Raw genomic sequence first — 25,753 nt, 5'->3', positions numbered from 1 at the left:
CAAAAATGCAACATTGTATTATTGTATTAAAATTCTTCAGACAACGTGGTCGGGTTCTAAAGCGCAGGGATAAGCAGAATCCCCCGTTTCTACCTGAATAGTAGCGTGTTTGATCCCAAAATGGTGTTCAAGTTTCCGACAAACTTCCCATAAAAAAGCATCACCAGGATAGCCTTCTGGCATGACTAAATGAACCGTGAGTGCCGTTTCCGTCGTACTCATAGCCCAGATATGAAGATCGTGAATTTTTGATACTCCAGGACGTTCCATTAAGTAATTTTTCACAGCCCGCAACTCAATTCCTGCTGGTACTCCATCAAGTGCCAAATTTATAGAGTCCCTAAGTAATTGCCACGTACCAATCACGACAACGACGACAACAATTAAACTTACCAATGGGTCAAGCCACACCCAATGGGTGAATAAAATAGCAATCCCCGCTACCACCACTCCCAAGGATAGCAACGCATCCGCAGCCATGTGTAAGAATGCTCCCCGAATATTCAAGTCACTTTTGCGTCCTGACATAAACATCATTGCCGTCAAAGTATTGATGATAATTCCCACCATGGCAACACCAATAATAGTTTCACCTGATACAGAAGTAGAATCATTAAAGCGGCGGATAGCTTCCCAGCCAATAGCACCCATAGACAAAAGTAAGACCACAGCATTTGTTAAAGCGGCCAAAATTGAAGAAGCACGTAAACCATAGGTATAGCGGTGGCTGGGAGGACGACGGGACAGGGAACTTGCACCCCACGCTAGGAGGAGTCCCAATACATCACCCAGGTTGTGACCAGCATCAGCAAACAAAGCCAGAGAGTGTGCTAAATAACCATAAGTTATTTCACAGAGGACAAAACCTAAATTAAGTACAGTACCAATAGCAAAAGCACGAGTAAATGTTGCCGGAGCGTGACTGTGATGATGGTGTCCATGTCCATGGTGATGATGGTGTTCGTGGTGGTTGTCCTGTGTCATAACTGATAAATAAACAACAAAAAAACTGAAAAATTCCCAACTCTCACTCTCCGCGCCTTCTGCGCCTCTGCGTGAAATAAATCTTCATTAAACATCTACTTCCACCACAGCAATAATTTTCTCATCTCGATTGAGTTGACAAATACTTTCACCTTTAGTATCTTTGCTGAAGCTAGGAATTATATCCACAGATACCCGAATTACCCGGTCTTTATTGGTCATGAGTGCGACTTCTCTCCCTGGTTTTACTTGTACCATTGCCGCTAAATTGTCTGTTTTGTTATGAAATTTTAAAACTTGGATACCTAAATCTCCCCGATTTGCAACCCTCAACTGATTAGCAGTCGAGGATATTGCAGTGGCAAATCCTTCTTGAGTTACTAGTAATAATTTGTGATCTTGATTAAGATTGACACAACCAACCATTTGCTGATTTTTTAAAAGGCGGAATGCTTGTAATCCCATAGCAGCGCGACCCATAATCGGTAGTTGTTCATCATTAACGGGAAACCTCAACAAACGACCGCTAGAACTCGCCAAAATTATATGTTGTCCGCTAGTAATGAATTGAGTAAAAGCTAATTCATCATTATCCTTCAGCTTTAAAATTGTAATGCCTCGCCGGGAAAGATTCACAAATTCTGATAAAGATAGGCGTTTAATACGTCCTTCTTTGGTCAACAACACCATTTCCTGGGTTTCGGGTTTTTCTGGGAGCAAGAAACGGCTAATGACACCTTCTGTGTTACCCTGGGCAGTATTGGTAAGCATGGTAATTAATGGCGTTCCCCTGGCTGCACGTCCTGTAGTGACGGGAATATCTCCCACAGTAATGGGGTAAACTTTACCACTGCTGGTAAGGATTAATAAGTCTTTGTGGGTATTAGTTAATTCGGTTTGAATAATGAAATCATGGTCTAACAACCCATTTTCCCCTCTTGATTTTTTGCTACTAGGAGAAATACGGCGCACATAACCCCGTTGAGTGACTTCTAAAATCGTTTCTTCAGTGGCCAGTTTTGCCACCTCTGTTTTGATTTCTTTCTTCTCCTGACTCCCTACTCCTGTTTTACCTTTCTCTCCTGAAACAGGGTTTTCTTTAGTGTTAACTATTTTGGTGCGTCGCGGATCATTGTATTTACGTTTGAGCGATCGCAAATCCTTTTTTAAAGCTTTGAGTAATTCCTGTCTATCTTCCAGTAATTTCCGCAATACGCTAATCTCGCGGTTAAGTTGGTCAAATTCCTCTTGTAAGTTTTGTTGCTCTAAACTGGTGAGACGACGTAATGGCATGGACAGAATTGCATCCGCTTGTAAATCGCTCAAATCTAGGCGGCTACAAAGTGTCATTTTGGCTGTACTTCCGTCCGCAGCTTGCCGTAATATAGTGATGACATCATCCAAATTTGATAAAGCTTTGAGTAATCCTGAGAGGATATTAACCCGATTTTCTGCTTTTCCCAATTCATAACTGTAGCGACGGTTGAGAGTATGTTCTCGAAACTTGAGAAATTCCTGCAATAGTTGTCGTAAGCTTAATTGGCGGGGTTGTCCATCAACTAAAGCCAATAGAATCGCGCCAAAAGTCGTTTGTAAAGCCGTTTGCTGATACAGATTTTGAAGCAGTTCTTGTGAATTTGTATCGCGTTTAAGTTCAATAACTACGCGCATACCCTCCCGATCACTTTCATCTCTAATGTCAGAAATTCCCTGTAAACGACCTTGATTGACTAAATCGGCGATTTTTTCAATCCAACCAGCCTTATTAACTTGAAAAGGCAGTTCTGTAACTATTAAGGCTGTGCGACGTTTACCCCCCCTAGTGGCAGGAATTTCCTCCACTGTTACTATACCCCGCAGGACAATACCGCCCTTACCAGTGGTATAGGCTTCTTTAATTCCCCCATGATCAACAATTTCCCCACCTGTGGGAAAGTCAGGACCGGGAATTAATTGAAATAATTTTTCATCACTTAAATCAGGATTGTCAATTAAAGCAATTAAACCATCAACAATTTCCCCCAAATTATGGGGAGGGACATTTGTAGCCATTCCTACAGCAATTCCCGCACAACCATTAAGTAATAAAAATGGTAATTGAGCCGGTAGTACCGTTGGTTCTTGTTGGGAATTGTCAAAATTACCCGTAAAATCCACAGTTTCCTCAGCAATTTCCGTTAACATTCCCTCCTGTCCCACAGGAGCGAGGCGGGTTTCCGTATAACGCATGGCTGCTGGCGGGTCATTATCAACACTGCCAAAATTACCATGTCCTCCCAGTAAGGGATAACGGCTGGAAAAGTCTTGTACTAAGCGCACTAAAGCATCATAGACAGATTGATCACCATGAGGATGGTACTTACCTAGAACATCTCCCACCACACGGGCGCATTTTCGATAAGGCCTATCTGGCGTTAAACCCAGTTCGTGCATAGCATATAAAATACGTCTATGTACTGGTTTTAAGCCGTCACGGACATCTGGTAAAGCTCGCCCCACAATCACACTCATGGCATATTCTAAGTATGACCGTTGCATTTCGGTGTGCAGGGCGGTGGTGATTACCTGTCCTTTAGAGAGAAGGTTTAACTGTTTTGCCATGAAGTTTTTCCCTGAATTTTCCCTGAATTTTCACTACACAACAGTCGCTAAAAGATAACATACCCCGCAATTTACCATCACGGATTAAATAGAAATACTCACACAATCTTAATAGTCATGAAGATAAAAAGCAGTAGTATTATCCTTGATGGGATCTTTGTAGCTTATAGATTATTAAAAATACAATAGACATTGCCCAGGTGTTAACTCTATGAGTATAAAGTTTCATGAAAACAGTTCTAATTGTCGACGATGATTTAATTAATGCTCGCGTTTTTTCTAAAATTCTGACTAAACGCGGCGGTTTGAGTGTAAAACATACAGAAAATGTGGAAGAGATTCTCAAAATTGCCCTGTCAGGAGCGGCTGACTTAATTTTAATGGATGTCTCTCTGTCCCGTAGTGTATATCAAAGTAAGTCCGTTGATGGGATCAAAATTACCCAAATGTTGAAATCTGACCCACAAACGGCTAAATTACCAGTGATTTTAGTGACAGCACACGCAATGGAAGGAGATCGAGAAAATTTTTTGAAACAAAGCGGTGCTGATGGTTACATTTCTAAGCCTGTAGTTGATCATCAACAGTTTGTTGACCAAATTTTAGGACTCTTACCACAAGCATAATTAGGTCATGAGTAATTTTATCTACTCCTTACCCCCTACTCCCTGGACTTTTGTTTGATTAGGGCGTTGGCGCTTGTCTGAGCTCCTGTAATGCTGATTTAACCTCCGGTAATTCTAAGAATTTTTTGGCTTCTAAAAGTAACCGTTCACCCCAAAGATTCTCTTTGAGAAAATCTAAATCAGCATAACGGGAATCAATGCGGAGTGCAGATACTCCCATTTTTACCCCTTGCTGGATTTCCCCTTTATTGTAGGTAGCTATTGCTAAAGCTAATAAAGGTTCTGCGGCTTTTTTATCAATCTTAACTGCTGTTTGCCATTGCTGAATTGCTCCCGAAATATCCCCTTGTTGATGTTTGATTAAGCCGATATTATTAATTGCTGGCCAAAACTTTTGATCTTGTTTGACAGCCAAATTGAATTGAGCGATCGCTTCGGGTAATTTATTGAGCATATAATAAGCATTGCCCAAATCAAATAACCCTCCCGAATAATTGGGTTTTAATTTCAAACCTGCTTGATAATCAGTGATTGATCCTTGGTAATCTTTTTTTTGAAACTTGGCTGAACCCAAAGCAAACAGCACTTCAGCATTTTTGGGGTTGAGTGTTTGGGCTTTATTCAGGGTGGTAATAGCTTGATCAAATTCTTTAGTTTGTAGATACAAACTCCCTAGTAACCACCAGACTTTATCATTCTGCGGAGCCAGTTTCACCGCCAATTCGGCTCTGATTAAGGCTGGTTCAATTTGCTGAAACTGAGCTAATTGAGCCGCCTCCCGTGCAAAGTTCAAACCCTGCTTTTCCAACTGTGCGTGATCAATTTGCACTGTATGGGGTATAAACGCTTGAGCATGAGCAGAAGAGGGAATACTCCATAAACTACAAGCAACTAAAAGAGAAACTAACCGAATGTGTTTTGGCACACTACCACCTCCTAGTCCGAATATTGGCATCTTTAGGCTAATCTCACGCTACACTATCACATAGCTTAACAAAATCAGATGGATAGGCCTATTGGTCAGTTGTCAATTTAATTCCGAAATTGGCGGTTTTAGGGGTAAAATCACAATGAAAGTAGTACCTACACCCAGTGTGCTGACTACTTGAATTTGTCCTTGATGATGAGCGATAATGGCTTGAGCGATCGCTAATCCTAATCCTGAACCAGTATTTGTAGTTGAGCAGCTTTTTTCGCTTATATGTGTCCGGGCTGGATCAACTCGGTAAAAGCGGTCAAATAATTTTGGTAGTGCCTCCGTAGGAATACCAATTCCCGTATCACTAACTTTAATTTGTAAATGAGAATTGGTGCAACGCATTCCTCTAACTCGATTTATGCCTTCAATTCTTTCTAGCTCCACTTTTATTACTCCCTGTACAGGAGTATAATGCAAAGCATTACCAATCAAATTTGTAAATAATCTGACTAATTGCTCCCAATTTCCGATGAGAGTAAACCAACTTTCTTGTAATTCAGCATTAACTTCCGTCCCCGGAGAAGCGACTAAATTCAAAACCAAATTAATTTGTTTTTCCCTCGCTACAAGTTGTTGTTCTTCCACCACTTCCATTAATAAAGCATCAAGAGGACAAAGGGAAAATACATCTGTGTTAATTCCACTATCTTGTCTAGCTAAAAATAGCAAATCATTAACTAACTTCCCCATGCGTTGAGTCAGTCTTTCCATGATTTTTAATTGTTGACGATATTGAACAGTATTATTTTCTTCTTTGACTAAATCTAAATCAGCCAAAGCCACCTGGACATTAGTTTGAATTAAAGCAATAGGACTTCTTAATTCATGGGAAGCATCAGCAGTAAATTGTTTTAAACGCTGGTAAGATTCTCCCACAGGTTTCATGGCTTTACCCGACAAAAACCAACCACTAGCTGCTACTGACAATAGCATTAAACTAATTCCTAAAGCCAAATCAAAAATTAATTGTCGGCTAGGTTTTGTCACCTCAAACCAAGGATGACTTACTCGTAAATATCCTAAAACCTGTCTTCCTCTTTCTATTCTTTTGGTAACTTGTCTTAATAATTGTGCAGATTCTGCCCATCCTCCCTTGCTTGCTACTCGCACAGTTTCACCTGTATGATTAGGATGAATAGGAATATTTAATATTTCCGAAAAAGTTGACCACAATAATTCACCAGTAGGACTAAACCACTCTAAATCAATGCGATCATCTTCGGCATTTTCAGCATTATTAGGAAAACTAGATTTTACATTTACTCGCAATTGATGAGGTTGCAGGTTTATCTGTTCAATGACTAAAGAACGCTCGACAACTTCCACCACATGATATAATGTATCATCAACTCTTTCAATTAATGTACTGTGAACATATAAATATACACCACTAGCAAATAATAATAATAAAATCGCAGTTATAGCCGTGTACCAAATCGCTAACCGACGACGAGTTGCTTGAAATAAGTAAATGGACATAAAATTAATATGTAGCAATTCTATTTGAGTCATGAACGGGATTTTCTTGATACCATACAAGTTACACTCAGGATGTTATTATTTTCTGTGAATACTTGCATTCATAATGTATTTTTATACATAAAAATACCATATTAAGAACTTGCTCAAGTTTTTATATCAGGAACTGTAAAAATCTATGCAGTAGCAATTAAGATATTTATATTCATACTTCATAAACAATATCTACTTTATCTAAATGATCATGGCGAAATCAAAAAAAAATCATACCTTTATTAATCTAAGTGATCCACAATACTACATTAACCGGGAGTTAAGTTGGCTAGAATTTAATAACCGGGTGTTACATGAAGCTTGTGATCCTAGAACTCCCCTATTAGAAAGGCTGAAATTTCTGGCCATTTTTAGTTCTAACTTAGATGAGTTCTTCATGGTGCGAGTAGCAGGTTTAAAGCAACAGGTAGAAGCTACTGTTAATTTATTAACACCTGATGGACAGACACCACAAAAACAACTAGATGATATTCGTTCACATCTCAAACCCCAACTGAAAAGACACAACGTGGAATTTGAGAAAGTTCTCCGACCACTTTTAACCCAACGGGGAATTTACATTTTAGATTACATAGAATTGAATCAAAAACAGCGAAATCACTTAAATAATTATTTTCAGGAACAGGTTTTTCCCGTTCTTACTCCTCTAGCTGTTGATCCTAGTCATCCCTTTCCCCACATTTCTAATCTCAGTTTAAATTTAGCAGTGGTGGTCAAAAATCCTGAAACAGAGGAGGAGTTTTTTGCTAGAGTGAAAGTTCCCAAAGTCTTACCCAGATTTTTGCCCATACCGCCAGAATTAGCAACCCAGGAAGATTATAACACTATTCACTGGACAGGAGTTCCTTTAGAACAAGCGATCGCCCATAATTTAGAATCCCTCTTTCCAGGAATGATTATTCAAGAATATCACCCTTTCCGTATTACCCGGGATGCTGACTTGGAATTGGAAGAAGACGAAGCAGATGATCTCCTCCTAGCTATTGAACAAGAACTCCGCAAACGCCGCATGGGTGGAAATACTGTCAGGTTAGAAATTCGTTCCCAAACCCCTGTATCAGTTCGTTCTCGTCTCCTCCAGGATTTAGGATTAACTGAAAGCGATGTTTACGAAGTTGATGGTCTTTTAGCACTGCGAGATCTAATGTATTTTCTCGCATTACCCCTACCAGAACTCAAAGATCCCCCGCGTCAATCTGTTGTTCCCTTCCGGTTACAAAGACTTAGAGAACCCAGTATTGATACTGATATCAACGAACCAGAAGAAGGAAAAGACTTTTTCTCCGTAATTCGAGAAAAAGATTTACTAGTGCATCATCCTTATCAATCCTTCTCCGGTACAGTGGTACGCTTTATTACTAGTGCCGCCCAAGATCCCCATGTTTTAGCCATCAAAATGACCCTTTATCGGACTTCTGGTGATTCACCTATAGTCAATGCTTTAATTACTGCGGCGGAAAATGGCAAACAAGTTTCCGTATTAGTAGAATTAAAAGCACGGTTTGATGAAGAGAATAACATTTATTGGGCCAGACGTTTAGAAAGAGTGGGTGTTCATGTTGTTTATGGTTTAGTAGGCTTAAAAACCCATAGCAAAATAGTTCTAGTAGTGCGACGGGAAAAAGATAAAATGCGTCGCTATGTACATATTGGTACTGGCAATTATAATCAGAAAACAGCACGACTCTATACAGATTTAGGCTTATTTAGTTGTCGGGAAGAATTGGGTGCAGATTTAACAGATGTATTTAATTTCTTAACAGGTTATTCTCGCCAAAAATCCTATCGAGAAATTATGGTAGCACCTGTGAATATGCGCGATCGCTTTCTCGGATTAATTCGGCGGGAAATTGCCAATGTCCAAAATGGATTTTCCGGCAGAATTGTTGCGAAAATGAATGCTCTAGTTGATCCACAAATCATTTCTACATTATACGAAGCCTCTCGTATTGGCGTACAAATTGACCTGATTATTCGCGGTATTTGTTGTTTACGTCCCGGAATACCAAATCTCAGCGAAAACATTCGTGTAATCAGCATTATTGGCCGCTTTTTAGAACACTCTCGCATATATTACTTTCACAATAATAGTCAAGAAGAAATATATATCGGTAGTGCTGATTGGATGTGTCGTAATTTAGATCGCCGCGTCGAAGTAATTACACCAATAAAAGACCAAGATATTGCCAAAGATCTACAAGAAATATTAGGAATTATGTTAGCAGATAATCGCCATGCTTGGGAACTACAACCTGATGGTAATTATATCCAAAGATGTCCCGGCGATAACTGTCCAGAAGCCAATTCCCAAAAAACTATTATGTCCATGGCATTACGTTCTACTGGTATTAATTAGAGAATATCTCAAAAAGCTATCTGCAAAGATACAGCATTTTCCGAGATTATGAAGTACAGATATAGGAATCCGGTTTGATTCTGTGAATTTACTTGTGTGGTCAGGGAACAGGGAACTCTTAACTGGGAACAGGGAACTCTTAACTGGAAGAAAGACAGAATTGATACCTACTAATTCTTGTATGGCTACGCCACGCAAGCTATCAAAAATCAAATAGGAGTCCTATATTAATAATAAAAATCTTGTGGTACGGGCATCTTGCCCGTCAAAATCGTACCTCACCCTGATGGTAATTCCCTGTCATACCCAAGGGTAACGCTATTATCAAACCAAAATCCCCTTTGGAACTCAGAAAAAATCAAGGTTTCCAAACCCACGCAAGTGGGTTTTTTCTGTTTAGGTGCGGTTTCTAACCACCAAACTAGTATTAGTGATACTAGATATCAATTTAGACTTTGCCAACTCTCCATAATAGCAAATAATTTAATTTTTCATAAAATCATGATGCGAAAAAGACATGACTAAATCTTTTTTCTGCATAAAAATATTTTTTTAATCACTAAAATTCATCCATAAGATAGAGTGAATTATTTTACTAATAATCATAAACTATAAAAGTTCATACTATTTGCGATTTTAAATTGTCAATAAATTACTAAATCAGCACAAAATTGACAACTTTTTAGCTGCGACAATCATTTCTCAAATTAGTATTAATTTACATTTATTCTTTCTCTGGAATGTTAATGTTGTCCCCTGAGTGTTCTAACTTGGATATTCTCGTAGTTGATGATCATGAACTGACTCGTTTAAGCTTACAATTAGTTTTTTCTATTCAAGAAAATATTCATGTTGTTGGTTTAGCCGCTAATGGTCAAGAAGCTATAGAAATGGTAAAATTATATCAACCTCATGTCGTTATCCTCGATTTACAAATGCCAATTATGGATGGTTGGGTAGCGTCTCATTACATTAAAGATATATCTCCAAATACTCAGATTTTAGCTTATTCATCTATAGATGAAACATCTTTTCAGCAAAACCAAACTCAGCATAAATTTGATAAAATTTGCAAAAAAGATATTCGTACAAAAGAACTCATTACCTTAGTTAAACAGTTAGGACAGCGAGTTAAGTATTTTTCCTATTCAGCAGAAAAATTTAACCCCGTCTAGTCTAGTATCAATTAGAAATTATAAATTATCAATTCTGTCACTGTCAAAATTCTTGTCAAAATTCTTATCAAAATTAAATTGCGTCGGGTATATTGTTCATAACAAACACCCGACGCTAATCTTTATTATTAATTAAATCTGCTTAATTATTTCACGCATTAGGAACAGTGCGTTTAAATTCATCCAGTAGATCATCTAGTTCTTCCAATGCTTGATTAACATCAACCCTTAACGTTCCTAAATTAGGTTGTTCGAGTAAACTCAGCAACCGTTCACGTTTAGCTTGAACCGCGCTAATTCGGTCTTTAATTGTCTGAATATCCATTTTTTGCTTCCAGTCTTTAAACACTTCAAATCTAAAGTTAACGCAAAAAACAAGAATATTAATTTCTGTGTCAATTTGCCCCTAATCAGCGATGATAATAGAACTAAGAATGAAAATAAATTATACTAATCTCAAATTATGCTCGGCGGAATTTCTTTGGGAACACTTGGTTTAACAATCGGTAGTATACTCACTATTACAGGTTTTGTTGCCTATTTTGCAGATAACGCTACCCTCAATTTAGTGGGGTTTTTCTATGGTTTTCCGCTGCTATTGGGAGGTTTAGCTCTCAAAGCTAATGAACTCAAACCCATACCCTTCAGCCAAGCCACCACACCATCAATTTTAGCACTCAGAAAACAACAAGCAACTGTCACACAAACTAAAATCCGTAAAGACATCACACGCTACTGCTATGGACAAAAAGCCCATTTAGACGAAGCTCTAGCTTATCTAGGTTTAAGTCCCACGGACGATTCCAGACCAATAGTGACAGGTTTACGAGAAACCGAAATCAATGGGGCTTATACCCTAATTTTAGAATTTGATTCGCCATTAATTAGCTTTGATGCTTGGCAACAAAAGCAAGAAAAAATGACCAAATATTTCGGACCTAATGTAGAGATTAGCATGACACAGCCCAGAGAAGATTATATTGAACTCTCTTTGATGAAGCAGAAATAGTAGCAGCGGGGTTTCCCCGCTTATCTTGTTTCCTGGTATAGTATAATCATCCCTAGACATACCCAGCAGCTACCATGAGTCAATGTCTTAATCCTACCTGTCTTCATCAAAATCCCCAGGGTACTAACTTTTGTGAAAACTGTGGGAGTAAAATCCTTTTAGATGATCGTTATCGTCCCATTAAATTTCTCGGAGAAGGTGGTTTTGGCAGAACATTTCAAGCAGTAGATGAAAAAAGATTAAATACTCCCTGCGTTATCAAACAATTCTTACCCCAACAAGCTGGAAGTGCGGCTTTAGCAAAAGCCACCGAATTATTTCAACAAGAAGCCAAAAGACTCCAAGAATTAGGAAAACATCCGCAAATCCCAGATTTAGAAGCCTTCTTTCCCCAAGATGGTAGACTTTATTTAGTCCAAGACTTTATTGATGGTCAAAACCTATTAGAAGAGTTTCAAAATCAAGGTAAATTAAAAGAACCACAAATCAGAATTATCCTCACAGAATTATTGCCAGTTTTGCAATTTATCCATGACAATCAAGTTATTCATCGAGATATAAAACCCGAAAATATTATTAGAAGTAAAACCGGTCAATTATTTCTAATTGATTTTGGCGTTTCCAAAGAAACAAGTGGAACTATTTTAACTAGAGTGGGGACTGTTACAGGTACTCCTGGATACGCACCCCCGGAACAGTTTCGGGGTATGGTTTATCATAGTAGTGATCTCTATAGTTTAGCTGTTACCTGTGTCAGATTATTGACGGGACATTTTCAAGAAGCTGATGGTGCAGATAAATTATTTGATACCAGAAAAATGCAATGGCAATGGCAAAAGTATGTTTCTTTAAGTCAGGAATTAACAACGGTATTAGAAACCATGTTGCAAGATATTCCTACTCGTCGTTATGACTCAGCAGCAGAAGTTTTAGCCGCATTAGCAAATAAAAAAACAATAGTTATTCCTACACCCACAAACCCACCCAAACCACCAGCAAATATTAACGTAAATATCAATCCCCAATCATCATTTACCGAAGATTTAGGAAAAGGTATTAAATTAGAAATGATCGCCATACCGGGAGGAACTTTCTGGATGGGTTCACCGGCAAATGAAGCAGAAAGGGGTGATAATGAAAGTCCCCAACATCAAGTTACAGTTCCCAGCTTTTTTATGGGCAAATACCCCTTGACACAGGCACAATATCAAGCTATTATAGGGGATAATCCGTCTGGCTTCAAAGGCAATAACCGCCCAGTTGAAACTGTCAGTTGGGATGATGCGGTTACATTCTGTCAAAAGTTAAGCCAAAGGACAGGAAAAAACTACAGATTGCCCAGTGAAGCAGAATGGGAATATGCTTGTAGAGCGGGGACAAAAACGCCATTTTCCTTTGGTGACAACATCACCACGGATTTAGTAAACTACAATGGTAATTATCCCTACAAGTCCGCACCTAAAGGTAAATATCGAGAACAAACTACAGATGTGGGAACTTTTCCCCCGAACGCTTTTGGCTTGTACGATATGCACGGGAATGTGTGGGAGTGGTGTGAAGATGACTGGCATGAAAATTATATAAACGCGCCTACAGATGGTAGTGCTTGGAATAGTCAAAGCGGTAGTAGTAAAAAAACGCTTCGTGGCGGTTCTTGGAACTCCTATGCTTGGCGCTGTCGGGCTGCGATTCGCGTTAGGCTTTCGCGCGACCTTCGTGACAGTCGCTGCGGTTTTCGGGTCGTGTCTTCGTTCAGGACTTTGTAGCCCTTTATACTCTTATTCTTTTACTCTCTGCCCTTCTGGTTATTATTGGTCAATCCTGATTCAGATTACCTAAAAACAACACCGCGATAAATTTCCGATATCGGTAAATCAACCCCAACAGACTCCAAAGAAATGGATTTTTCTAAATCATTAAAATCACTCAATAACCAACCTTGAGACTGTTTACTATATTTTTCTATAAAAATTTCATCTTGTTCAACTAATAAATATTCACAAAAACTGCTAATTGAACGATACATCCGAAACTTGCTTTGTCGGTCATAATCTGCGGTTGAAGGTGATAATACTTCTACAATTAAAATGGGATTTAAAACTTCATCATTGCGGTTGTCATTTAGTTGCGGTTGATCTGCAAAAACCATTACATCTGGATATACTCCGCGTTGATATTCAGGAATCCATAACCTCAAATCACTATTAATTGGCTCACATTTACTATCACGCAAAATAAACTTGAGAAATGCAAAAATATTGCCACCTATACGGCTATGATTGATTGATCCTCCTGACATTGGCACAATTTCTCCATGACGATATTCACTGCGTTCTTCAGCTTTTTCTTCAATGGCGCGATATTCATCTAAACTATAACGACGCTCAACAGTAGTAATCATTATCTTGTAACCAATTACATTGAAGTCATCATGATTCTAGCAAAACTGGATTATTGTTGAATCATTGACATTATTATCAATAATAAATTATGATTTTTTAGCACTGACCAAAAATCTGGGATACAAGCCCCGTCCACTTCGGCAAGCTCAGTGCATCGCTTTTAGGACGGCTTTATGTTAAAATTTGGTTATAGTCGCCTTATGGCATTGGGAGACTTTAAACGGACATGGAGGGACGATAAGACCACTTGTGGCGTGTTCTGGTGAAGTGTCAAGAATCATCGCACCTTCAGGTCGGTGAGTATGTCAATAAAGATAGTTTGATTATTCATTAAGCTTAGATCCCCGACTTCTCAAAGAAGCCAGGGATATGAAAATCATCAACCACCATCAACAGCGTACTGAATAAGCAGGGATAATCGTTGACGCAATGTCTCCAGACCTAAACGCTGACTGGCAGAAATGAAAACCGCTAAGGGAAACTCTTCCCGCGCTAAAGCCAGGGTTTCACTACTCACCTGATCAATTTTATTAAAAGCGACTAAAGCAGGTCCCGGTGTAATGGGCATTTGCGCGAGTATGTCCCGAACTGAGCGAATATGACTTAACCAAGCAGGATGAGATAAATCTACTAAATGCAGTAAAGCATCCGCTTCTGTTACTTCCTCCAAAGTAGCGCGAAAGGCATCCATTAAAGACGCGGGTAATTCATGAATAAACCCTACAGTATCCGTCATTAAAGTTTCCTGGGGTGCGCCGGTTTCCGCGTGGGGAAGCATTAACCGCCGTGTGGTCGGGTCAAGGGTAGCAAATAATTGGTCAGCCGTATATACTTCCGAATTAGTGAGAGCATTAAGTAAAGTAGATTTACCAGCATTGGTATAACCAACTAAAGCCACAGAGGGAACTTCTCGGTGTTGTCGCCGTTGACGTAATCTACAACGATGTGCCTGTAATTGATTAACTTCCTGTTGTAGTCGAGAAATGCGTTTTTGAATAGCCCGACGTTCCGTTTCTAGCTTAGTTTCACCAGGTCCTCTAGTTCCAATACCACCTCCCAATCTGGACATGGCTTGACCCCTGCCAGCGAGTCGTGGCATCATATACTCTAACTGCGCTAATTCTACCTGTAATTTACCTGCACCAGATTGAGCGCGTTGGGCAAAAATATCTAAAATTAATTCCGTACGGTCAACTACTCTGACCCCAATTTGGGACTCTAAATTGCGGACTTGGGAAGGTGAAAGATCACGGTCAAATACTACCAAATTAGCACCTAGAGTTTGCACCGTGAGAGCAACTTCTTGGACTTTACCTTCACCGATAACTGTTTGGGGATGAATACGCGATCGCTTTTGTTGTAAAGTCTGTAATACATCACCCCCCGCCGTATCTACCAACCGTGCCAATTCTGCTATAATGTCCTCGAATTGTTGCGGGCTAGTATTATCCGTTAATACTCCTACAATTACCACCCGATCATGATCAGTGTCTACTGCCTGAGCTACATATTCCCGACTAAATTCCGCTTCTAGACTTTCCACCAATTCGAGAAAATCCTGGTCAGCCAAAGCATCTAAACTTAGAGGCGGTGATATGTGGGAATATATACTAGCGTCAACCATGCTCATGTCAGAGGATTTAGTAGTCACTAACTGTCTATTATTAGCCACAAGGTGAGCTAAATAAGCTTCTTTTACGTATCCAGTTGCACCACCACCACGCTTAGTAAATCCGCCCCCAGTAATATTTAAAACTACTAAAGCATCCAATCTTTGTAAAGCCATAGCCGTTAATGCTGACTCATTTGGTGGTTCTGACTTGAGATTAGTAGATAAACAGCGAATTCCGCTCAGACGTTCTGCACCGTAGCGAGGTATTTCCATGGGTGGGATTTGAGTTTGACGCGGAGTACCCACACCAACCCGAATTACTTGTCCACGACGGTTGATATAAGTACAAACAGGCTGATTAATTTCCGTACTAACTGCTGCAAGACGTTGTGCAAACTCAGATGTAGTAATACAATCCCCTGATATCCGCTGATGGTACAGCCGCTGGAGTTGTTTTAGCTGGCTGGACTTTAAACCTTGAATATTACCAAAAATAGTCTCTATAGGCGTTTAAGACCAGTTACCTGGTTCCCCCTGAATCCTGATACTGTCTATTTTACAACAGAAATTGGTCAGTTGACAGGTGACAGTTGACAGGTGACAGTTGACAGGTGACAGTTGACAGTTGACAGTTGACAGTTGACAGTTGACAGTTGACAGTTGACAGTTGTTAGTTGTTAGTGGACAGTTGTTAGTTGTTATTGGACAGTAAATAGGTGATAGTAGACAGTAGACAGGTGATAGTAGACAGTTGTTAGTTGTTAGTTGTCATTAGTTAATTTTATTCTTCCTTCTTTCCTTCTTTCCTTCTAACTCCTAACTCGGTGACTCCTTTAATAAATAGCTGGACTATGGGGCGATTATAGATTTATAATTAATGATTGTGAGTTTTTTCAGAAAACAGAAAAGTAATGAACGCCCAAGAGATTATTCGCTCAATTGAAGCGGAACAATTGAAATCTGATTTACCTGATATCTATGTCGGTGACACAGTAAAAGTCGGAGTCAAAATCAAAGAAGGTACTAAATACCGCGTCCAACCCTACGAAGGCGTAGTTATAGCCATGCGGAATGGTGGTATTAACGAAACCATTACAGTTCGCAAAGTTTTCCAAGGTGTGGGTGTAGAACGGGTATTTTTACTCCATTCTCCCCGCATTGAGAGCATTAAAGTATTACGTCGTGGTAAAGTTAGACGTGCTAAACTTTACTATTTACGCGCCCTAGTCGGTAAAGCAACCCGCATTAAACAAAGATTCGACCGCGCCCTCTAATTCCATAGAGGGAATTAACAGACAAAACCCAAGCTGTGAGCGGCATTCGCCGCTAACTTGCCAAAAATAAAAAAATAAGTAACAATTTAGATGACAATTAAAGTCGAATTGTGCTAAACTAAAAAAAGTTGATCACAATGACCGGAAAGAGAAAAGCTTGTGCGCTCTTAGTTCAGTTGGTAGAACGCAGGTCTCCAAAACCTGATGTCGGGGGTTCAAGTCCTCCAGGGCGCGCTCAAAAAGAAAAATATTGCCCGAAGCAATAACGTCACTGCCAAAACAGCAGAAAACGTCAATTATTTCGGGTATAATTTTTTGAAAATATAGCTTTACTATTGCCAGTCAGTTGAGGTCGAAACTGTAAACCTTGAAAAAATGACAAGGTGAAGCTATTCAAGAAACGAGGGTATAACGACTGTGGCCAAAAAAAACGAAGCAGAAATACCAGCAACCGAAAATGGGTTTAGCTTAAACAATTTTTTCCAAGGAACAAAGGAAGAACTTGAAAAAGTAGTTTGGCCCAGTCGGAAACAGTTGGTGAGTGAATCAGTAGCTGTACTATTAATGGTTACACTCTCCGCCTCCTTGATATACTTGGTCGATGGATTGTTCAGTTGGGCAGCAAAACAGGTGTTCTGATGACTTCTGCAACAGACGAACCACGTAATTTAGAATTGCAGTCGGAGGAAGCACTGGGAACAGCGTCTAAAGAGTTACGCTGGTATGCGGTGCAAGTAGCTTCCGGTTGTGAGAAACGAGTCAAGACAAACTTAGAGCAACGTATCCAAACTTTTGATGTAGCTGATAAAATCATCCAAGTGGAAATTCCCCACACACCAACGGTGAAAATCCGTAAAGATGGTAAACGTCAGCCCTCAGAAGAAAAGGTTTTTCCTGGATATGTGTTAGTACGGATGGTAATGAGTGATGATACATGGCAAGTGGTAAGGAATACCACCCACGTCATTAACTTTGTGGGCGCGGAGCAGAAGCGTGGTAGCGGTAGAGGTCGTGGCCACGTGAAGCCAGTTCCCTTAAATCCTGCGGAAGTTGAACGCATATTCAAACAAGCCACGGAACAAGAACCAGTAGTCAAAATTGATATGGCTACAGGTGATAAGATAGTGGTGCTTTCTGGTCCATTTAAGGATTTTGAAGGCGAGGTAATTGAAGTTTCCCCAGAACGGAGTAAACTAAAAGCTCTACTCTCAATCTTTGGACGAGATACACCAGTAGAACTAGAATTTAATCAGGTTAAAAAACAGAGCTAAATACAAATGGCGAAGAAATTAGTAGCGGTCATTAAGTTGGCCCTGAATGCTGGGAAAGCCAACCCAGCACCGCCCGTTGGTCCTGCACTGGGTCAACATGGTGTTAATATCATGATGTTCTGCAAAGAGTACAACGCCAAAACAGCAGACCAAGCGGGAATGGTGATACCAGTAGAAATTTCTGTTTATGAAGACAGAAGTTTTACATTTGTACTCAAAACACCACCCGCATCAGTATTGATTCGGAAAGCGGCGAAAATTGAAAGAGGCTCAGATCAACCCAACAAAAAGAAAGTTGGTAGCATTAGTAGAAATCAATTACGGGAAATTGCTCAAACCAAACTTCCCGACCTCAACGCTAACGATATTGACGCAGCCATGAAAATCGTGGCAGGAACTGCGAAAAACATGGGCGTAACTATCACAGATTAATTAAGTGATTAAGTGATAAATCTTGAGTTTGTGCTTTTGAGTGAATAACTAATAGCCAAATCGAAAATCCCAAATCTAAAATCATATCGGGGGAGAAGCATAACTTCGAGATTACCCCAGGAGAAAAAAATGGCAAAAAAAGTATCACGCCGCTTGCGGGCGTTACTAGAAAAAGTAGAAGATAAGGATTATACACCCTTAGAAGCATTGGCTCTGTTAAAAGAAACAGCAACCGCTAAATTCGCCGAAGCTGCTGAGGCTCATATCCGTTTAGGAATTGATCCTAAGTACACAGACCAACAATTGCGGACAACAGTAGCACTACCTAAAGGTACGGGGCAAATAATCCGGGTAGCAGTGATCGCTAGAGGGGAAAAAGTCACAGAGGCGACTAATGCTGGTGCCGATATAGCTGGTTCAGAAGAACTGATTGAGCAGATTCAGAAGGGCTTCATGGACTTTGATAAGCTGATTGCGACACCAGATGTAATGCCACAGGTAGCAAAGCTTGGTAAATTGCTAGGTCCGCGTGGTTTGATGCCGTCACCCAAAGGTGGTACAGTAACCTTTGATATCGGTAGTGCGATCGCCGAATTTAAAGCTGGTAAATTAGAATATCGGGCTGATCGGACTGGGATTGTTCATGTTATGTTTGGTAAGGCTGGTTTTTCACCTGAAGATTTATTAATCAACCTGAAGGCATTACAAGAGTCCATTGACCGTAACCGTCCTTCAGGTGCTAAAGGTCGTTATTGGCGGTCATTGTATGTGTCCTCGACTATGGGGCCATCAATTGCCATTGATATCAGCGCCTTACGGGAATTAAAACTCACCGAAGCTGCATAATTTGGTAATTGGTAATGGGTAATGGGTAATTGGTGATAGATGAGTATAATCAGCAATGACTAATGACCAATAACTAATCCTAATAACCAAAATTAAATAGATAAAGCCGGAGACAGCAGGTGCTAATAGCTTAATATCCTGCCGAGGTTGTAATTTTAACTACCTAAAGTTTAAACAGTAAAACTGTGACAACGACAGTATTAAAAATACCACTTTGAAACCCTGGCTAAGATAGCTGGGGTTAACTGTTTTCGGCGGGTCAGCAAAAAGGTCATGGCTGATAAGTGACAGGTGACAGGAAATAGAGTAAAAACTAACAACTGACCACTGACAACTGACATTGGAGGTGAGATAAGTATGGGAAGAACGTTAGAAAACAAAAAAGAGATAGTAGCTGATCTCAAGGAAACCTTGAGTAAGTCAACTTTAGCACTGGTAATTGATTACCAGGGGCTAACAGTTGCCGAAATCACCAATTTGCGTCAGCAACTCCGTCCTAGTGGTGCTATATGTAAGGTGACAAAAAACACCTTTATGGGCATTGCCATTAAGGATCAGAAACAGTGGGAGCCAATGTCGGAACTGCTGAAAGGCTCTTCTGCATTTCTTCTAGTTAAAGAAGATTTATCCGCGATTAAAGCTTATCAAGCATTCCAAAAAGCCACCAAGAAAACAGAAATTCGCGGTGGTGTCATGGAAGGTCGTGTCCTGAGTGAAGCTGATGTTAAGGCTCTAGGAGACTTACCATCTAAAGAACAACTCATGGGTCAAATCGCTGGTGCTATCAACGCTGTGGCTACCAAGCTGGCTGTTGGTATCAACGAAGTTCCCAGTTCCTTGGCTCGCGCTTTGCAAGCTATCGCTGAAAAAGAAAATGGTGATAGTTCCGAAAGTGAGTCTTAGTGTGTATTAGCAAATACAGAACGCACTAATTAATCGTGGTGGTGCTTATCCACTAACAAATGACAACTGACAAATCAAAACAAATCAAAAATTATTTAGGAGTTACATCCATGTCTGCTGCAACCGAACAAATTTTAGAACAATTGAAAGCCCTCACCTTATTAGAAGCTTCTGAATTAGTCAAGCAAATCGAAGAAGCCTTTGGTGTGAGCGCTGCTGCTACTGGTGGTATGATGATGATGGCCCCTGGTGCTGCTGCTCCTGCTGAAGAAGTAGTAGAAAAGACCGAGTTTGATGCAATTTTGGATTCCGTACCTGCTGATAAGAAGATTGCTGTCTTGAAGATTGTCCGTGAAATCACAGGTTTAGGTCTGAAAGAAGCTAAAGAATTGGTAGAAGCTGCTCCTAAAGCTGTTAAGGAAGGTGTAGCTAAGGACGCTGCTGAGGATATCAAGAAGCGGATTGAAGAAGCTGGTGGTAAGGTAGTAATTAAGTAGTTGTTATCTGGTAATTGGTAATTGGTAATTGGTAATTAGTAATTGGTAATTGGTAAAAACTAATTATTACCCTTTACCTTTTGCCTTTTGCCTTTTTTTATCCCTTCAAGACTGATAATAAATATTGTGTCAGTGTAAAAGCATCAACTCCTAATTCTGTTCTTGCTTGTGCTGCTAAAATTCCTGCTTGAGAATGCCACCAAGTCGCACTTGCGACTACATCCTCCATGGTAAGTTCTGGGGGAGGAATTTGCGCTAATAGTCCACCTAACAGGCCAGTTAATACATCACCGCTGCCTCCACGGGCTAAGGCCGGGGTGCTTTCGGGATTTATCCAAACACCACCTTGAGGATGAGATATAGCCGTTCTTGCCCCTTTGAGCAGGACTACAGCCCCACTTTCTTGGGCTGCTGTTTGTACTGCTTTGACTCTATTTGTGTAATCAATATGGGGAAATAAACGCTTAAATTCTCCCGTGTGGGGTGTAATTACAGTGCCTGATTTTCGTGATTTTAATAGGGGAATAGTTCCTAATTGTGCGAGAATATTTAAAGCATCAGCATCGAGAATTAAAGGACATTCACATTCAATTATTTCGGGAAGAATAGAAATATTATCTGTAGTTAAACCCGGTCCGCAAGCAATTGTAGTAAATGAATTTAAGTCTATAAGGTGCGTTACGCTATCGCTAACACACCCTACTAATGGTAAATTAGCAATTGCTCCTTTTTCTGTTTCAGGACAACCGATAATTAACGCTTCTGGTAAATGGGAAACTAACGACATTTTTAAAGATTCTGGCACAGCAATTGACAACATTCCCACACCAGAAGCTCGCGCACCCAAACCTGTTAAAATTGCTCCACCTGCGTAACGTCGAGAACCACAAATTAATAATAAATGTCCTTGTTTATATTTGTGGGTAATGAGGGGACGGGGTAAGGGTAGGGTAGATAATGCTGTTGTTTTAGTAATGCGTTTGATTTGGGGGACATTATCTAAAACCGCATGAATATCTGTTAAGGGAATATGAAAATCAATTAATTCAGTTTTACCAACATAAGGTAATGCTTGTTCTTGTAATAAACCCTGTTTCCATAAACCCAAACAAAATGTATAACTTGCCTGAATAGCTGTTCCTAAAACCTCCCCTGTGTCTGTGTGTAAACCGGAAGGTATATCAATACTAATAATAGGCTGATTTCTTTGATTAAAATAATTAATTGCAGCAGCTATAAAGTCGGTAATTTCTCTTTCTAAACCAAAACCAAATAAACCATCAATTAAAAAATCACAATTTGGTAATTCGTTAATTTCTTGATAACAGGGAATTTCCAAACTTTGAATATATTGAAAATGTTGTGAAGTTAATTCTTTCAATTTAGAAAAAGGTTGATAAATCCAAACTTTATAACCGTGAAAATACAATTCACGCGCTACTACTAAAGCATCACCTCCATTATGACCTGGACCGGCTAAAATGCCCACACATTTATCTGGAGAAATAATAGTTTGTAAGCGTTGGAAAATTAATCCCCCTACCTTTTCCATTAAAGCAGCTACAGGCATTCCCGCAGTAAATATTCTGGTTTCAATATCCCGCATTTGCGCTGCGGTAACTACTTGTTCTTTTGTCATTTGTCAATTACCAATTACCAATTACCAATTACCCATTACCCATTACCCATTACCAATTACCCATTACCAATTACCCATTACCAATTACCCATTACCCTATTTTCCATAATAAACTCTAGCATTACCGTAACCTGAATTTTGAAAATAGCTATTCCATATTTTTGCTTCATATTTGTCGCTAAAAGGTCCTATAGCTATATGCGCTCCCCGTGGTTGAGTTCTCATAAATACATTAATATTTGCACTTATTTTCTGTCGAATTTCTGTACCAAAAGAACGTAAATTATTAGGGTGACTAGGAATCACTATATAGTAGTATTTTCTTGCTTCTTGTTGATAGTTATTTGGATTGTTTTGGTTGTTATCATAGGCTGTTTGTTGACCAGAATTATTGGGTTTTATTTCTAGATTTGCAGAATTAACAATTCTAGCACCAAAAACACCATTTAATTCCAATTCTCTCACCCTGATTTCAGCATTAGATTGTTGATGAAAAACACCACATTGAATAACATTACGTCCATTATAATTGCGGATATAAGCATTGCCTTCAACTTGCTGAACTCGTTGCAATACTTGAAAATCGCTGCTATCAACATAAACAAAATATCGTTCAAAATTTTGGTTATACTGGTTCAATTCCCCAGGTTGTACTTGCTGCGTCCCCTGTGCTAAAAATTGACTATTCTTGGGGATTTGAGCCTGAACTGGAGTATAATCGGATATTAACGCCCAATACCCACCCGCAAGTAAAGATAACATGAATAAAGGAGTAAAGTAACTGACTCTTAAGTTAGACATATTTGTTACTAGCTTTTACAGAAATTTTCTATGCAATATTCCATATATGGACTACCTTAACAGGAAAATTTCTCCTATATGCTACAATCGGAAAACCTCGCACTTTGTGAGCAAATAAAAAACCCCTTTCTTACGAAAATAAGCCGCAAGCACTTTGAAAAGTGTGAATTATGAAAAAAGTTGTCGTTGGTCTTTCTGGTGGCGTTGATAGTTCCGTAGCCGCCGCTATGCTACATAATCAGGGCTATGATGTAATTGGTTTAACCCTTTGGCTAATGAAAGGCAAGGGGCAATGTTGCTCTGAAGGAATGATCGACGCGGCTGATATTTGCCAACAATTGGGTATTCCCCATGAAATTGTTGATATTCGGGATGTCTTTCAAAGGTCAATTGTTGATTTTTTGGTGACAGGTTATAGTGCGGGAATTACGCCATTACCTTGTTCTCAATGTAACAAAACGGTCAAATTTGGTCCGATGGTGGAATATGCACGGGAAAAATTAAAATGCGATCGCATCGCTACAGGTCATTATGCCAAAATTCGTTACGATGACGCTACTAATCGTTACCAATTGTTACGAGCCGTTGACCGCAATAAAGATCAATCTTATTTTCTCTATGATTTATCCCAAGATTTATTAGGGGCTGTAATTTTTCCCCTAGGTGAATTGAATAAAACCGATACCCGGAGAATTGCTACAGAATACAACTTAAAAACCGCCGATAAACCGGAAAGTCAAGATTTATGCTTGGTAGAAAGTAACGGTTCTATGCGGGCATTTTTAGATAAATATTTAGCTCCCAAATCCGGTGATATTGTTGATACTACTGGCAAAATTTTGGGACAACATGATGGTATTCATCATTATACCATTGGCCAGCGAAAAGGCTTAGGTATTGCTGCGGCCGAACCCTTGTATGTGATTTCCTTAGATGCTGTTAATAACAGGGTAGTTGTAGGCGATCGCACCAAAGGAACTCAGTCAGAATGTACAATAAATAGAGTAAATTGGGTTTCTATTGCTGAACCAGTCACACCTGTACGAGCAGAAGTACAAATTCGTTATCGTTCTCAACCCGTAGCTGTGACAGTAATTCCTTTAGCAGATTCCCGCGTGCGCTTAGTATTTGATGAACCACAGTTTAGCATTACACCCGGACAAGCTGCGGTTTGGTACGACAAAGACAAGGTATTAGGTGGGGGAATTATCGAACAGTTTAGTTAAATCAAAAACCCGTAAGGGCGCAGGTCTTGCACCCTAGATTGTATCCCATACTACTAATAACTTTTCCTAGCTCCTATAATCGCTATATTATTCCAGTAAATCTGGTTCTTGCCGTACAATCATCTCATACAAGGGTTGAAAACTAAACCAACCCATCTCAGCAGAACCCACTTGACTATAAGCTATCTTGGCATACTCTGGTTTAATTGGGCTGGGTGTTCCGGCTGCTTCTGCCAATAATTGCGCTTGACAAGAGCGGTCCATTGTGATAAACCACCAAGCAGCCTCATCAATAGTTTTACCTACTGTCAATAAACCGTGATTTTTGAGAATGACGGCTTTATTTTTTCCCAAAGTTTCAGCAATGCGCTTGCCTTCTTCCAGGTTGAGAACAACTCCCGTATAATCAGTAAATATACTATGATCTTCGTAAAAAGAACAAGCATCTTGAGTTAGCGGGTCAAGCAGACGGCCGAGACTAGACCAGCTTTTACCATAGATAGAATGGGCGTGAGCTGCTGCTACCACCTCAGGACGGGCTGCATGAACTTGAGAATGAATAGCAAAAGCTGCGCGATTTACCGGACGATTACCGTAAATTACATCACCTTGCTGATTAACTAATATGAGGTCACTAACTCGAATTAAACCAAAGTACATTCCAAAGGGATTTACCCAAAAATGTTCAGGTTTTTCCGGGTCACGGGCTGTAATGTGTCCAGCAACACCTTCATCAAATCCAAATCGAGAAAATAGCCGCAATGCAGCCACTAGTCGCTGTTGACGGTGCAATCTTTCCTCGGTAATGGAGGTAAATGTGGGAATTGTGGGACTATTGGGTTTTTGTATGGGTGTTTCGGTCATATAGGAATTGAATTTATAGGTGATTTTATCAAATTACCCAAATCAGAAAATAAAAACCGCAAAATACTATATTTTACGGTTCTAAGTATGGTGCGAGGAGTTAAACTTTCCATCATTATAGAATATCAGCCAGACAAAAACTCTTTCATAACACTTTGAGGAACAAAATTATTTTTAATATTTCCTACTTTTCCTGAATTAATTTCTGTACCTGTTCCCACTCTTCTGAACTTACCTTAAAATTAGTAGAATTGGGAGCGCGAAGCACCAATAAATTTTTAAGTACAGAATCTTCTTGTAACTGATTTTTCTGTAAAGGAGATTCTACAAATTTATTTGTAAATCTAATTATCGCTTGTTGTTTTCCCAAAGCTCTTGTAGAGTCTACCCAATATTTCTTATCTGGTATTTCCGTCAAGAATTGAGCGGGTTCTATCACTTCTGCTGTCGCATAAATTCCCCCTTGACTACCAGATAACCAAATAATAACACCATCACCAGGAGCGATATTGTTAGCATAACGAGTTACCAACCAAGGAATTGCTTCTAACTCCCTGATAGCTTCTAAAACTCGATAATACTTGGGATTTCCTTGAAATAACCAATAGGCCATATACTTTTCTGATAATTACCAGGTCAGATTATACCATTTTTGAGATTTTTGATCTTACTTAGCCATAAAAAATAAAAACCGTGAAAAAATAAATTCACGGCTTGAATAAA

The 25,753-nt window shown here is 39.5% G+C and carries 24 protein-coding genes, 1 tRNA gene and 1 other annotated feature; of the genes, 14 read left to right on the top strand and 11 right to left on the bottom strand.

The window, feature by feature from the left end; translation table 11 throughout:
• Positions 1 to 36: 36 nt before the first annotated feature.
• Complete coding sequence (locus H6F62_RS04500) at positions 37 to 984, bottom strand: cation diffusion facilitator family transporter (RefSeq protein WP_137908102.1); 948 nt, start codon at positions 982 to 984, stop codon at positions 37 to 39.
• A gap of 87 nt (positions 985 to 1,071) precedes the next feature.
• A complete protein-coding gene (gyrA, locus tag H6F62_RS04495; RefSeq protein WP_137908101.1) occupies positions 1,072 to 3,585 on the bottom strand; it encodes a DNA gyrase subunit A in 2,514 nt (837 codons plus the stop codon).
• Positions 3,586 to 3,812: 227 nt separating this feature from the next.
• Here gyrA and H6F62_RS04490 point away from each other — a divergent pair, with 227 nt between their 5' ends.
• A complete protein-coding gene (locus H6F62_RS04490) occupies positions 3,813 to 4,211 on the top strand; it encodes a response regulator (RefSeq protein ID WP_028082090.1) in 399 nt (132 codons plus the stop codon).
• Between the two features lie 58 nt (positions 4,212 to 4,269).
• Here H6F62_RS04490 and H6F62_RS04485 read toward each other — a convergent pair whose 3' ends face one another.
• Positions 4,270 to 5,136, bottom strand: a complete 867-nt coding sequence (locus H6F62_RS04485) for a tetratricopeptide repeat protein (protein WP_137908150.1) — start codon at positions 5,134 to 5,136, stop codon at positions 4,270 to 4,272.
• Between the two features lie 102 nt (positions 5,137 to 5,238).
• Positions 5,239 to 6,702 (bottom strand): HAMP domain-containing sensor histidine kinase, encoded by a 1,464-nt coding sequence (locus tag H6F62_RS04480; RefSeq protein WP_228036500.1) that lies wholly within the window; start codon positions 6,700 to 6,702, stop codon positions 5,239 to 5,241.
• Positions 6,703 to 6,913: 211 nt separating this feature from the next.
• Between H6F62_RS04480 and ppk1 the strand changes: the two genes are divergently transcribed.
• Both ppk1 and H6F62_RS04470 read left to right on the top strand, forming a co-directional pair.
• Positions 6,914 to 9,079, top strand: coding sequence for a polyphosphate kinase 1 (gene ppk1, locus H6F62_RS04475; RefSeq protein ID WP_190371440.1), 2,166 nt, complete (start codon positions 6,914 to 6,916; stop codon positions 9,077 to 9,079).
• A gap of 740 nt (positions 9,080 to 9,819) precedes the next feature.
• Positions 9,820 to 10,254: a response regulator transcription factor gene (locus H6F62_RS04470; protein WP_137908045.1), complete on the top strand. Its 435-nt coding sequence runs from the start codon at positions 9,820 to 9,822 to the stop codon at positions 10,252 to 10,254.
• Between the two features lie 151 nt (positions 10,255 to 10,405).
• Here H6F62_RS04470 and H6F62_RS04465 read toward each other — a convergent pair whose 3' ends face one another.
• Positions 10,406 to 10,579: a hypothetical protein gene (locus H6F62_RS04465; protein ID WP_190371439.1), complete on the bottom strand. Its 174-nt coding sequence runs from the start codon at positions 10,577 to 10,579 to the stop codon at positions 10,406 to 10,408.
• Between the two features lie 138 nt (positions 10,580 to 10,717).
• Between H6F62_RS04465 and H6F62_RS04460 the strand changes: the two genes are divergently transcribed.
• Together H6F62_RS04460 and H6F62_RS04455 are read left to right on the top strand one after the other, a co-directional pair.
• Complete coding sequence (locus H6F62_RS04460) at positions 10,718 to 11,263, top strand: DUF2854 domain-containing protein (protein WP_137908046.1); 546 nt, start codon at positions 10,718 to 10,720, stop codon at positions 11,261 to 11,263.
• A 74-nt stretch (positions 11,264 to 11,337) separates the two neighbouring features.
• Positions 11,338 to 13,029 (top strand): SUMF1/EgtB/PvdO family nonheme iron enzyme, encoded by a 1,692-nt coding sequence (locus H6F62_RS04455; protein ID WP_190371438.1) that lies wholly within the window; start codon positions 11,338 to 11,340, stop codon positions 13,027 to 13,029.
• A 65-nt stretch (positions 13,030 to 13,094) separates the two neighbouring features.
• Here the strand turns inward: H6F62_RS04455 and H6F62_RS04450 are convergent, their stop codons facing one another.
• Together H6F62_RS04450 and hflX are read right to left on the bottom strand one after the other, a co-directional pair.
• Entirely contained in the window at positions 13,095 to 13,664 is a 570-nt protein-coding gene (locus H6F62_RS04450) for a Uma2 family endonuclease (RefSeq protein WP_190371437.1), read from the bottom strand.
• A 380-nt stretch (positions 13,665 to 14,044) separates the two neighbouring features.
• Positions 14,045 to 15,781 (bottom strand): GTPase HflX, encoded by a 1,737-nt coding sequence (gene hflX, locus H6F62_RS04445; protein WP_190371461.1) that lies wholly within the window; start codon positions 15,779 to 15,781, stop codon positions 14,045 to 14,047.
• 407 nt (positions 15,782 to 16,188) lie between these two features.
• On the opposite strand from hflX, the gene rplS reads away from it, so the two are divergent.
• The 8 genes from rplS to rplL all read left to right on the top strand — a co-directional run bounded on the left by rplS (position 16,189) and on the right by rplL (position 20,500).
• Positions 16,189 to 16,551, top strand: a complete 363-nt coding sequence (gene rplS, locus H6F62_RS04440) for a 50S ribosomal protein L19 (RefSeq protein ID WP_028084803.1) — start codon at positions 16,189 to 16,191, stop codon at positions 16,549 to 16,551.
• Positions 16,552 to 16,712: 161 nt separating this feature from the next.
• A tRNA-Trp gene (locus H6F62_RS04435) sits at positions 16,713 to 16,785 on the top strand.
• 183 nt (positions 16,786 to 16,968) lie between these two features.
• The gene (gene secE, locus H6F62_RS04430; RefSeq protein ID WP_137908049.1) at positions 16,969 to 17,190 is read left to right on the top strand and encodes a preprotein translocase subunit SecE; all 222 of its coding nucleotides are present in this window, start codon (positions 16,969 to 16,971) and stop codon (positions 17,188 to 17,190) included.
• Positions 17,190 to 17,822: a transcription termination/antitermination protein NusG gene (gene nusG / locus H6F62_RS04425; protein ID WP_028084802.1), complete on the top strand. Its 633-nt coding sequence runs from the start codon at positions 17,190 to 17,192 to the stop codon at positions 17,820 to 17,822. Before secE ends, nusG begins: the two co-directional genes overlap by 1 nt.
• A 6-nt stretch (positions 17,823 to 17,828) precedes the next feature.
• A complete protein-coding gene (gene rplK / locus H6F62_RS04420; protein ID WP_137908050.1) occupies positions 17,829 to 18,254 on the top strand; it encodes a 50S ribosomal protein L11 in 426 nt (141 codons plus the stop codon).
• A 129-nt stretch (positions 18,255 to 18,383) separates the two neighbouring features.
• Positions 18,384 to 19,100 carry a 50S ribosomal protein L1 gene (rplA, locus tag H6F62_RS04415; RefSeq protein ID WP_137908051.1) on the top strand — a complete coding sequence of 239 codons (717 nt, stop codon included), beginning with the start codon at positions 18,384 to 18,386 and terminating at the stop codon, positions 19,098 to 19,100.
• Positions 19,101 to 19,188: 88 nt separating this feature from the next.
• Positions 19,189 to 19,356: a sequence feature (ribosomal protein L10 leader region), on the top strand.
• A 101-nt stretch (positions 19,357 to 19,457) separates the two neighbouring features.
• A complete protein-coding gene (rplJ, locus tag H6F62_RS04410) occupies positions 19,458 to 20,003 on the top strand; it encodes a 50S ribosomal protein L10 (protein ID WP_168359977.1) in 546 nt (181 codons plus the stop codon).
• Between the two features lie 110 nt (positions 20,004 to 20,113).
• Positions 20,114 to 20,500, top strand: a complete 387-nt coding sequence (gene rplL, locus H6F62_RS04405) for a 50S ribosomal protein L7/L12 (RefSeq protein WP_137908052.1) — start codon at positions 20,114 to 20,116, stop codon at positions 20,498 to 20,500.
• A gap of 97 nt (positions 20,501 to 20,597) precedes the next feature.
• On the opposite strand, the gene H6F62_RS04400 is transcribed toward rplL, so the two are convergent.
• Positions 20,598 to 22,139: an NAD(P)H-hydrate dehydratase gene (locus tag H6F62_RS04400; RefSeq protein ID WP_190371436.1), complete on the bottom strand. Its 1,542-nt coding sequence runs from the start codon at positions 22,137 to 22,139 to the stop codon at positions 20,598 to 20,600.
• A 96-nt stretch (positions 22,140 to 22,235) separates the two neighbouring features.
• Positions 22,236 to 22,940 (bottom strand): hypothetical protein, encoded by a 705-nt coding sequence (locus H6F62_RS04395; RefSeq protein WP_190371435.1) that lies wholly within the window; start codon positions 22,938 to 22,940, stop codon positions 22,236 to 22,238.
• Positions 22,941 to 23,110: 170 nt separating this feature from the next.
• Between H6F62_RS04395 and mnmA the strand changes: the two genes are divergently transcribed.
• Positions 23,111 to 24,166 carry a tRNA 2-thiouridine(34) synthase MnmA gene (gene mnmA, locus H6F62_RS04390; protein WP_137908055.1) on the top strand — a complete coding sequence of 352 codons (1,056 nt, stop codon included), beginning with the start codon at positions 23,111 to 23,113 and terminating at the stop codon, positions 24,164 to 24,166.
• A gap of 87 nt (positions 24,167 to 24,253) precedes the next feature.
• Here mnmA and H6F62_RS04385 read toward each other — a convergent pair whose 3' ends face one another.
• Both H6F62_RS04385 and H6F62_RS04380 read right to left on the bottom strand, forming a co-directional pair.
• Positions 24,254 to 25,030: a class II aldolase/adducin family protein gene (locus H6F62_RS04385; protein WP_137908056.1), complete on the bottom strand. Its 777-nt coding sequence runs from the start codon at positions 25,028 to 25,030 to the stop codon at positions 24,254 to 24,256.
• Between the two features lie 184 nt (positions 25,031 to 25,214).
• Positions 25,215 to 25,643, bottom strand: a complete 429-nt coding sequence (locus H6F62_RS04380; protein WP_190371434.1) for an EVE domain-containing protein — start codon at positions 25,641 to 25,643, stop codon at positions 25,215 to 25,217.
• Positions 25,644 to 25,753: the final 110 nt, after the last annotated feature.

Source organism: Anabaena sp. FACHB-1391, from assembly GCF_014696755.1.
Classification (GTDB): Bacteria; Cyanobacteriota; Cyanobacteriia; order Cyanobacteriales; family Nostocaceae; genus Dolichospermum; species Dolichospermum planctonicum.
The sequence above is the reverse complement of the archived record's forward strand: the minus strand, read 5'-3'. Positions and strand labels throughout refer to the sequence as shown.

What these genes read in the sequence shown, in the direction of transcription:
- H6F62_RS04500 (WP_137908102.1), bottom strand. Translation starts at nt 984, where the DNA reads ATGACACAGGACAACCACCACGAACACCATCATCACCATGGACATGGA.
- gyrA (WP_137908101.1), bottom strand. Translation starts at nt 3,585, where the DNA reads ATGGCAAAACAGTTAAACCTTCTCTCTAAAGGACAGGTAATCACCACC.
- H6F62_RS04490 (WP_028082090.1), top strand. Translation starts at nt 3,813, where the DNA reads ATGAAAACAGTTCTAATTGTCGACGATGATTTAATTAATGCTCGCGTT.
- H6F62_RS04480 (WP_228036500.1), bottom strand. Translation starts at nt 6,702, where the DNA reads ATGACTCAAATAGAATTGCTACATATTAATTTTATGTCCATTTACTTA.
- ppk1 (WP_190371440.1), top strand. Translation starts at nt 6,914, where the DNA reads ATGGCGAAATCAAAAAAAAATCATACCTTTATTAATCTAAGTGATCCA.
- H6F62_RS04470 (WP_137908045.1), top strand. Translation starts at nt 9,820, where the DNA reads ATGTTAATGTTGTCCCCTGAGTGTTCTAACTTGGATATTCTCGTAGTT.
- H6F62_RS04465 (WP_190371439.1), bottom strand. Translation starts at nt 10,579, where the DNA reads ATGGATATTCAGACAATTAAAGACCGAATTAGCGCGGTTCAAGCTAAA.
- H6F62_RS04460 (WP_137908046.1), top strand. Translation starts at nt 10,718, where the DNA reads ATGCTCGGCGGAATTTCTTTGGGAACACTTGGTTTAACAATCGGTAGT.
- H6F62_RS04455 (WP_190371438.1), top strand. Translation starts at nt 11,338, where the DNA reads ATGAGTCAATGTCTTAATCCTACCTGTCTTCATCAAAATCCCCAGGGT.
- H6F62_RS04450 (WP_190371437.1), bottom strand. Translation starts at nt 13,664, where the DNA reads ATGATTACTACTGTTGAGCGTCGTTATAGTTTAGATGAATATCGCGCC.
- rplS (WP_028084803.1), top strand. Translation starts at nt 16,189, where the DNA reads ATGAACGCCCAAGAGATTATTCGCTCAATTGAAGCGGAACAATTGAAA.
- nusG (WP_028084802.1), top strand. Translation starts at nt 17,190, where the DNA reads ATGACTTCTGCAACAGACGAACCACGTAATTTAGAATTGCAGTCGGAG.
- rplK (WP_137908050.1), top strand. Translation starts at nt 17,829, where the DNA reads ATGGCGAAGAAATTAGTAGCGGTCATTAAGTTGGCCCTGAATGCTGGG.
- rplA (WP_137908051.1), top strand. Translation starts at nt 18,384, where the DNA reads ATGGCAAAAAAAGTATCACGCCGCTTGCGGGCGTTACTAGAAAAAGTA.
- rplJ (WP_168359977.1), top strand. Translation starts at nt 19,458, where the DNA reads ATGGGAAGAACGTTAGAAAACAAAAAAGAGATAGTAGCTGATCTCAAG.
- rplL (WP_137908052.1), top strand. Translation starts at nt 20,114, where the DNA reads ATGTCTGCTGCAACCGAACAAATTTTAGAACAATTGAAAGCCCTCACC.
- H6F62_RS04400 (WP_190371436.1), bottom strand. Translation starts at nt 22,139, where the DNA reads ATGACAAAAGAACAAGTAGTTACCGCAGCGCAAATGCGGGATATTGAA.
- H6F62_RS04395 (WP_190371435.1), bottom strand. Translation starts at nt 22,940, where the DNA reads ATGTCTAACTTAAGAGTCAGTTACTTTACTCCTTTATTCATGTTATCT.
- mnmA (WP_137908055.1), top strand. Translation starts at nt 23,111, where the DNA reads ATGAAAAAAGTTGTCGTTGGTCTTTCTGGTGGCGTTGATAGTTCCGTA.
- H6F62_RS04385 (WP_137908056.1), bottom strand. Translation starts at nt 25,030, where the DNA reads ATGACCGAAACACCCATACAAAAACCCAATAGTCCCACAATTCCCACA.
- H6F62_RS04380 (WP_190371434.1), bottom strand. Translation starts at nt 25,643, where the DNA reads ATGGCCTATTGGTTATTTCAAGGAAATCCCAAGTATTATCGAGTTTTA.